This is a genomic window from Kitasatospora sp. NPDC057738, from assembly GCF_042798815.1.
Classification (GTDB): Bacteria; Actinomycetota; Actinomycetes; order Streptomycetales; family Streptomycetaceae; genus Kitasatospora; species Kitasatospora lactacystinica.
Genome location: NZ_JBHVJT010000143.1, coordinates 1 through 9,325, shown reverse-complemented (window position 1 = coordinate 9,325; position 9,325 = coordinate 1). Strand labels below are relative to the sequence as shown.

Sequence of the window (9,325 nt, the reverse complement as noted above, 5' to 3'; positions counted from 1 at the left end):
TCGGTGCCCGCCCGCCCCACCGGCGGCTCGGCGAGGCGTCAGCTGCAGGACACGCCCGCGGACTGCCAGGTGGCGGCGTCGACCATCGTGGTCGGGGCGAAGGCCTCCTTGGGGAAGTCCTTGCCGTTCTTGAGCTTGTCGTACATGGTCTGCACGGACAGGGCGCCGACGTCCTTGCCGTTGATGAACAGGGCGGCCTTCATCCCGGAGGGCTTGCCGGAGGCCCAGTTCTTGCACGCGAGGTAGGCGCCCAGGCCGACGCCGTCGATGTCGTCGGGGTTGATCCCGGCGTTCTGCAGGGCGGTGACGGCGCCCTGGACGTTCTCGTCGTTGCAGCCCCAGGCCACCCAGTGCTTGACCCCGGGGTTGGCGGTGATGGTGGCGGCGACCTTGTCCTGCGCGCCGGTCGGGGTGTTGTCGGTCGCGACGTCGATCAGCTGCACGCCCGGCACGGCCTGGTCGAAGGCGTCCTTGGCGGCCTTCACGCGGTCGCCGCAGACGGTGACGTCCTGCTTCCAGGCGGAGATGATCCGGGTGTCGGCCGCGTTCCAGCCGGCCTTCTTGAACTCCTCGGCGGCCCGCTTGCCGACCTCACCGCCCATCTGGGCACCGGAGAAGCCGATCCGGGGCACCAGGTCGGTCGCCGCGCACTGGGCCGGGGCCGGTCCGCTCGTGCAGACCTGGTCGTCGGAGGTCAGCAGCGCGGCCTTCGCGTCCCGGGCCGTCTGGACCACCTGCGGGCCGACCGCCGGGTCGGGCACCACGATGATCAGGCCGTTGCTCTTCTGCGCGATCGCGGCCTGCACCTCGCCGACCGTCTTGTTGGCGTCGTTGCCCAGGTTCACCACCTTCAGCTCGGCGCCGAGCTCGGCGGCCTTGGCCTTGGCGCCCGCGGCCTCGTCCACGAAGTACTGCTGGTCGCCCTGCTTCTGCAGGTAGGTGATCGTCACCTTGCCGGACACCGGGGCGACGGGCGCGTCCGCGCTGTTCGAGGACGTCTGTCCGGTGGAGCAGGCGGTCAGGCCGACGGAGGTGATCAGGCTCAGCGCGGCGATCGCGGCCAGGCGGCCACGGAGGGGGAGGTGCATGGAGGGGGCTCCTGAGGGTGGGGGCCGATCGGCGAGAAGCAACAAAACCAATCAGAAAACACCACGATCAAACGTGGTGGGTCAAAAGAAAACGCCTGGCCCTGAGCTGAGTCAAGCTCATGTTTCCGGATCGGAGCCATCGAGACCGTCTCGTTATCCCGTCGCGCCGCGGATGGGGGGCCGAAGTCGACGGATCGGGCCGCGATCTTCCGGATCGGAGCAGGTGGTGGCGTGTTCATCGGAACTTACTGATTGGTAGGTTGTTGTCGTGGACAGCTTCGGGCAAAGCCGGGGCGACGTCAATAGCGCCTGGCAGGGGCATGTCCGCGAGGCGGTGCTGTGCCCGTGTGGCAACCCGGATCGGCGGCAGCCCCCTGTGGGCGGGTGGCCGATCGCGTTGTATTTCATCCGAAGTTGTTGATTACTGTTGAATGTTGGGTCTACTGTCCTCCCCGGCATGTCGGCATGCACCCGCCACTCCCGTCCCGGCCCCGTCCGGCGACCGAGTCCCGGCGGGCCCCCACCCGGCCGACCCGGCCCGACGACAGGAGTAGTCGATGAGCGAACCACCCCACCCGATCCGCCGGGGCGTCACGGCCCTGGCGGCGCTCGCACTCGGCTTCACCACCGCCGCGCTGGCCGCGCCGCCCGCGGTGGCCGCGCCGGCCCCCACGACGAAGTCCGTGACACTGGACGGCCGCTCTCCGGGGCGCGCGTACGACGGGCTCGGCGCGATCAGCGGCGGCGGCGCCACCTCGCGTCTGCTGGTCGACTACCCCGAGCCCCAGCGCAGCCAGGTGCTGGACTACCTGTTCAAGCCCGGCTACGGCGCCTCGCTGCAGATGCTGAAGGTCGAGATCGGCGGGGACGCCAACTCCTCGGACGGCCCCGAACCGTCCCACATGCGCACCCCCACCGAGGTCGACTGCGACCGCGGGTACGAGTGGTGGCTCATGGAGCAGGCCAAGGCCCGCAACCCCGGGATCACCTTCTACGGCCTGGAATGGGCCGCGCCGGGCTGGCTGAACGGCGGCGTCTGGTCCCAGGACAACATCACGTACCTGGAGTCCTGGCTCGGCTGCGCCCGGCAGCACGGACTGAACGTCGGCTACCTCGGCGGCTGGAACGAGCGCGGCTACGACAAGGCCTGGTTCGAGAAGCTGCGCACCGACCTGGACGCCCACGGCCACCAGGGCACCACCCTGGTCGCGTCCGACAGCGATGACGAGCACTGGTCGATCGCCGCGGACATGGCCGCAGACCCCTCCTTCGCCAAGGCCGTCGGCGTCATCGGCCTGCACGGCACCTGCTGGCACTCGACCCCCGTCTACACCGCCTGCCCGGGCAGCGACACCGCGACCGGGCTGGGCAAGCGGCTCTGGGCCTCCGAGGACGACAACGACAGCTACGGCGCCGACCCGGCCGCCCTGGCCCGCAACGTCAACCGCGAGTACCTCGACGCCCGGATCACCGCCGACATCAAGTGGGCGCTGGTCAGCTCCTGGCCCTCGAACCTGCCGTACGCGGGAGCCGGGCTGATGGCCGCCGACCAGCCGTGGTCCGGCAACTACGCGGTCGGCCGCGACATCTGGGTGATGGCGCACACCACCCAGTTCGCCAAGCCGGGCTGGCAGTACCTGGACACGTCCAGCGGCTACCTGGCCGGGACCGGCGCCAACGGCGACCCGCACAGCGGCAGCTACGTCACGCTCAAGTCCGGCAAGGACTACAGCACGGTCATCGAGGCCACCGACGCCACCGCCGCGCAGACCGTGACCTTCAAGGTCGCCGGGGGCCTGTCCACCGGCCAGGTGCACGTCTGGGCCACCGACATGAACTCCACCGACCCGTCGAAGTGGTTCGTCCACGCCCAGGACGTGACCCCGAAGAGCGGCTCGTACTCGCTCACCGTGCAGCCCGGTTACGTCTACACCGTCACGACCACCACCGGCCAGGGCAAGGGCACCGCCGCGCCGCCCGCACCCGCCGCGATGCCACTGCCGTACCAGGCCGACCTCGGCGGCTACTCCGAAGGGGCCACCGCCCGCTACTTCCACGACTGGGCGGGCGCCTTCGAGACCGCGCCCTGCCCGTCCGGGGCGACCACCCCGGTGTGCTTGCGCCAGGTCATCACCCGGGCGCCGATCCCGTGGCACGACGACATGAACTACACCCCGCTGACCCTCCTGGGCGACCCGTCCTGGGCCCACTACCAGGCGAATACGGACGTCGCCTTCGAACAGGCCGGCACCTCCGCCGAACTGCTCGGCCGCATCGACCACGTCGACCACGACCGCTCCGGCTACCACCTGAAGATCGACGACACCGGTGCCTGGAGCCTGTTCAGCGAGAACCGCTCCGGCGCCGACACCGTGCTGGCGAGCGGCAGCTACCCCGGCGCGGGGGCCGGCACCTGGCACAACCTCGCGCTGGCCGTCCAGGGCCAGAGCATCACCGCGTCGATCGACCACACCCAGGTCGCCTCCGTCGCCGACGCCGGGCACGGCATCGGTCAGATCGGCCTGGGCGTCGGCGGGTTCCAGCACGCCGATTTCGCCAACACCACCGTCACGCCGCTGGCCGCGCCGGCCACCCACACCGTGACCAGCGTCAACAGCGGCAAGTGCCTGGACGTCACGGGCGCTTCGAGCGCCGACGGCGCCGAGGCCGTCCAGTGGACCTGCGCCGCCGGCAAGGCCAACCAGCAGTGGATGCTGGTGCCGGTCGCCGGGACCGGCAGCGTCCAGCTGGTCTCGGCCAACAGCGGCAAGTGCCTGGACGTCACGGGCGCTTCGACGGCCGACGGTGCCCAGGTCGTCCAGTGGACCTGCGCCGCCGGCAAGGCCAACCAGCAGTGGACCCTCGTCCCGGACACCGGGGCCCGCGTCCAGCTGGTCTCGGTGAACAGCGGCAAGTGCCTGGATGTCACGGGCGCTTCGACGGCCGACGGTGCCCAGGTCGTGCAGTGGACCTGCGCCTCCGGCCGGGCCAACCAGCAGTGGACCGTCTCGTAACGGGACCGGAGAACCCCCTGCCCCGACGTCGTGCCGGGCGCCCCGACCGGGTGCCCGGCGCGGAGCAACACCGCCCCCACCCCTCCCCACCCTCGGAGACGCCCATGGGCCGTCAACACCCCTCCTCGACCTGGCGCACCGCCCTGAGCGCGGCGCTCGTCCTCGCCGGCGCGCTCGGCGGCCTGGCCGCGCCGCCGGCCGCCCTGGCCGCGACGGAGAGCGCCACCACCCCCACCGCCGCCACCTCCACCGCCGTCACCGTCGACGGCACCAAGCCGGGCCTGACCTTCGACGGGGTCGGCGCGATCTCCGGCGGTGGCGGCAACTCCCGCCTGCTGGTGGACTATCCGGAGCCCCAGCGCAGCCAACTGCTGGACTACCTGTTCAAGCCCGGCTACGGCGCCTCGCTGCAGGTGCTGAAGCTGGAGATCGGCGGCGACACCAACTCCACCGACGGCGCCGAGCCGAGCATCGAGCACACCAGGGGCACCGTCGACTGCAACCAGGGCTACGAGTGGTGGCTGGCCGACCAGGCCAAGGCCCGCAACCCCGACATCAAGTTCATCGGCCTGTCCTGGGGCGCCCCCGGCTGGATCGGGAACACCGGCAGCGGCGGCAACTTCTGGTCCCAGGACTCCATCGACTACGTGATGTCGTGGATGGGCTGCGCCGGCCGGCACCACCTGAACGTCTCCTACCTCGGCGGCTGGAACGAGCGCGGCTTCGACAAGGCCTGGTACGAGAACCTCAAGAGCACGCTCGTCGCGCGCGGTTACGGCGCCACCAAGGTCGTCGCCGCCGACGACACCTGGGAGGTGGCCGACGCCATGGCCGCCGACCCGGCGTTCAAGAACGCCGTCGACGTCGTCGGCGTGCACTACCCCTGCGGGTACATGAGTTCCTTCACCGAGTGCCCGAGCACGCCGACCGCCCAGGCGCTCGGCAAGCCGCTGTGGGCGAGCGAGAACGGCTCCCAGGACCTCAACAGCGGCGCCCCGGCGGTGGCGCGCGGGATCAACCGAGGCTATCTCGACGGGAAGATGACCTCGTTCATCAACTGGCCGGTCATCGCCGCGCTCTACCCCGACCTCTTCTTCTCCACCGACGGCATGTCGATCGCCAACCAGCCGTGGTCCGGCAACTACGGCATCGGAAAGACGACCTGGGTCACGGCGCACACCACCCAGTTCACCCAGCCCGGCTGGAGCTACATCGACGCCGCGAGCGGCTACCTCGGCGGCGCGCGCGCCAACGGCAGCTACGTCACGCTGAAGAGCACGAACAAGCGCGACTACAGCACTGTCATCGAGACCCTGGACGCCACCGCGGCCCAGACCGCGAACTTCACCGTCTCCGGCGGCCTGTCCACCGGCAAGGTCCACGTCTGGTCCACCGACCTCAACTCCAACGACCCGGCGCAGTGGTTCGTCAAGCAGAAGGACGTCACCCCGTCCGGGGGCCGCTACACCCTCACCCTCCAGCCCGGCCGGGTCTACACCGTGACCACCACCACCGGCCAGGGCAAGGGCACCGCCACCCCGCCGGCCGCCGCGCCGATGAAGCTGCCCTACGCGGACGGCTTCGACACCCCGGCGACGACCACCTCGCCGAAGTACTTCACGGACATGAACGGCGCCTTCCAGACCGTCGCCTGCGGCGGCGGCCGCACCGGCACCTGCCTGCGCCAGATGGCCCCGACCTCGCCGATCCGCTGGACCGACGAGCCCTACAACGCCCCGTACACGATGATGGGCGACGGCAGCTGGTCCAACTACACCGTCACCGCCGACACCATGTTCGAGCAGTCCGGCACGGTCGAACTCCTCGGCCGGGCCGGCCAGCAGGGCCGCAACAACAACGGCCTGAACGCCTACCACCTGCGGGTGAGCGACACCGGCGCCTGGTCGATCGACAAGAGCGACACCAAGTGGAACTTCACCACCCTCGCGAGCGGCACCACCGCCGCCCTCGGCACCGGCCGCTGGCACACCGTCGCGCTCACCCTCGACAACGAGACCCTCACGGCGAGCATCGACGGCGCCGCCGTGGGCAGCGCAACCGACGCGAGCTTCACCAACGGCCGCGCCGGCCTCGGCGTGACCGGCTACCAGACCGACCAGTTCGACAACTTCGCCCTCACCCCCGGCACGCCCACCACCCACACCGGCCCGATCGCCTCCGCCCTGCCCGGCACCTGCGCCCGCCCCGCCGCCGGCACCAGCGGCGCCGCCGTGCAGCTCTGGGCCTGCGACGGCAGCGCCCAGCAGGTGTGGACCCGCTCCAACGGCACCCTCACCCACAACGGCAAGTGCCTGGACGTCACCGGCGCCGGCACCGTCAACGGCACCCCGGTCGAGCTGTGGGACTGCACCGGCGGCGCCAACCAGCAGTGGACGCCCCAGCCGGACGGCACCCTGAAGAGCACCCAGTCCGGCCGCTGCCTGGACGACCCGGCCGCGGCGACCGCCGACGGCACCCCGCTGGAGATCTGGGACTGCAACGGCGGCGCCAACCAGCGCTGGACCCTGCCGTAGCCCACTGACCCGCGGGGATCCGGAAGATCCCGCACGCGACCGGTGGCTGCTCGGCCGGGCCGGTCCCCAGGTGCACTCGTGCTCGGACTTTGCAATTGAGTGCGTGTTACTGCTTATTTTGCCCGTCATCTTGTCAAGAACGAGCAGAGCCCCGTACAAATGATCCGGCTGGGACCACAGCAGCCATCCATGCCCTGACCCCGAGATCCCGTGAGGTCGAAGCGTGTCAACTGCCCTCCGCCGGTGGCTCCGTACCACCGTCGCCTGCTGTACGACGCTCGCCGCCGTGTCCACCGCCACGCTCCTGGCACAGCCCGCGGTCGCCGCCGAGCCCTCCCCGCCCGGCACCGTCGCCGAGTACCCCAACTACGCCCCCACGCCGCCCATGGGCTGGAACGACTGGTCGTACTACCAGTGCGGGATCGACGAGAAGACCATCCTCGACAACGCCCGGGCCCTCGTCTCCACCGGGCTGGCGAAGAAGGGGTACGACACCGTCACCATCGACGACTGCTGGATGTCCGGACAGCGCGACGCCCAGGGCAACCTGGTCGCCGACCCGCAGCTGTTCCCGCACGGCATGGCCTACGTCGGCCGCCAGGTCCACGACCTCGGCCTGAAGTTCGGCATCTACGAGGACGCCGGGACCACCACCTGCGGCGGCTACCCCGGCTCCCTCGACCACTGGCAGCAGGACGCGGACCTGTTCGCGTCCTGGGCCGTCGACTACGTCAAGCTCGACGGCTGCAACGTCCCGGTCAAGCCCGGTGAGACCGAGGAGCAGAGCTACCGCGACACCTACACCGCGATGAGCCGGGCGCTGCTCAACACCCACCGCAGGATGGTCTTCTCGATCTCCGCGCCCGCCTACTTCCAGGGCACGCCGAACTGGGACTCGGTGATCCGCTGGTCCGCGCCGCTCGGCAACCTGTGGCGGGAGGGCGCGGACATCGCACTCGGCCAGGCCAGTGGCGCCGAGAAGTGGGCGTCGATCACGTACAACTACGGCTACAACGTCGGACTGGCCGACCTGCAGCGCCCCGGCCGGTGGAACGACCCCGACTTCCTGCTCGCCGGCGACTCCGGGCTCAGCCAGGACGAGATGCAGAGCCAGATCTCGCTGTGGGCCATGATGGCCGCGCCGCTGATCTCCAGCACCGACCTCACCCGCCTCTCCCCGGCCGCGCTGGACCTGCTCGGCAACCGCGATGTCATCGCCGTCGACCAGGACCGGCTGGGCCTCCAGGGGCGCGTCGTCCAGCACGGAACCGGCTACGACGTGCTGAGCAAGCCGCTGGCCGGCGGGGACCGCGCGGTCGCGCTCTTCAACTCCTCCGACACCGCGCAGACCATCACCACGACCGCCGCCCGGGCCGGCCTGCCCGCTGCCGCCGGCTACCGGCTCGACGACCTGGTGACCAAGCAGGCCGTCGGGACCACCGGCGTGATCTCCGCGAACGTGCCGCCGCACGCCACGGTGCTCTACCGGGTCCACCCCGGCGCGACCCACGGCCTGGCCCCCGCCACCACCGTCACCTGGCAGGACGTCAGCACGGCCCAGGAGCCCGGGACGTACCGGATCACCCTGGCCGACAACGGCGCCGTCGCGCTGAACGACACCGACCTGCGGATCAGCGCCCCCGCCGACTGGACCGTCACCCCGGCGACCGTCGCGCTCCCGCGCATCGCGCCGGGCGCAACCGCGTCGGCCACGGTGACGGTGCACGGCCCCCAGGGCGCTCCCGGGACCACGGTCACGGCGATCACCGCCACCGCGAGCTACCGGGCCCGGCCGGCCGGGGTCGACACCGTCAGCGGTGAGCAGACGATCGTGCGGACCGTGCCCTACCCGTCGCTGGAGGCCGCGTTCAACAACGTCGGCGCCACCTCGGAGAGCGACACCGCTCCCGGCAACTTCGACGGCGCCGGGAACAGCTACTCGGCGCAGGCCCTGGCCCGGGCCGGCGCCACCGCGGGCGCCACGATCAGCGCCAACGGCCTCAGCTTCACCTGGCCGTCCGCGGCCGCCGGCACCAACGACAACGTGTCGGCCGCCGGTCAGGAGATCACCTTCAGCGGCCAGGGCAGCGCGCTGGGCTTCCTCGGCGCCGAAGCGGGCTTCGCCTCCGGCACGGTCACCGTCGCCTACACCGACGGCACCACCAGCAGCGGCCAGTTGGGCTTCCCCAACTGGTGCTGCACCCCGACCGACGCCTACGGCGCGAAGACCGCGTTCACCACGGACCACCGCAACACGCCCACCGGACCGGGCAACTTCGGCACCGGCTACGGCGTCTTCACCAACACCGTCCCGTTGACGCCCGGCAAGACGATCCGTTCCGTCACGCTGCCCAGTGCCGCTGCGATCCACGTGTTCGCGCTGGCCGTCCAGCCGTGATCCGCGCCGCCCGGCCCACCGGACCGGCTCCGGTGGGCCGGGCGGTCGGCGTTCCCCCGCCCGGGACTCCGCTCCGGTTCCCCTGCACGAGAATCCGCCCCTCCCCGCGAACGGCATCCAGGACCCACCCATGATCGTCACGAACCGCATCACCCTGGCCGGCGCCCGCCTGGTCCTGCCCGGCGGCGTCGTCGACGGCGACCGCCTCGCCGTCGGGGGCGAGCGCATCGCCGGCCTCGGCGGCGACACCGAACCCGGCGACCTCGACCTGACCGGGTACACCGTCGTCCC

The 9,325-nt window shown here is 71.2% G+C and carries 4 protein-coding genes; 3 read left to right on the top strand and 1 reads right to left on the bottom strand.

The features are described 5' to 3' along the window. Positions 1 to 38: 38 nt before the first annotated feature. On the bottom strand, positions 39 to 1,088 hold the full coding sequence (locus ACFVGO_RS38875; RefSeq protein WP_359915155.1) for a substrate-binding domain-containing protein: 1,050 nt from the start codon (positions 1,086 to 1,088) through the stop codon (positions 39 to 41). A 557-nt stretch (positions 1,089 to 1,645) separates the two neighbouring features. Here ACFVGO_RS38875 and ACFVGO_RS38870 point away from each other — a divergent pair. The 3 genes from ACFVGO_RS38870 to ACFVGO_RS38860 all read left to right on the top strand — a co-directional run bounded on the left by ACFVGO_RS38870 (position 1,646) and on the right by ACFVGO_RS38860 (position 9,034). Then, positions 1,646 to 4,102 (top strand): RICIN domain-containing protein, encoded by a 2,457-nt coding sequence (locus tag ACFVGO_RS38870; RefSeq protein ID WP_380636881.1) that lies wholly within the window; start codon positions 1,646 to 1,648, stop codon positions 4,100 to 4,102. 104 nt (positions 4,103 to 4,206) lie between these two features. Beyond that, positions 4,207 to 6,636: a ricin-type beta-trefoil lectin domain protein gene (locus ACFVGO_RS38865; RefSeq protein WP_380636879.1), complete on the top strand. Its 2,430-nt coding sequence runs from the start codon at positions 4,207 to 4,209 to the stop codon at positions 6,634 to 6,636. A gap of 286 nt (positions 6,637 to 6,922) precedes the next feature. Then, the gene (locus tag ACFVGO_RS38860) at positions 6,923 to 9,034 is read left to right on the top strand and encodes an NEW3 domain-containing protein (protein WP_380636877.1); all 2,112 of its coding nucleotides are present in this window, start codon (positions 6,923 to 6,925) and stop codon (positions 9,032 to 9,034) included. Positions 9,035 to 9,325: the final 291 nt, after the last annotated feature.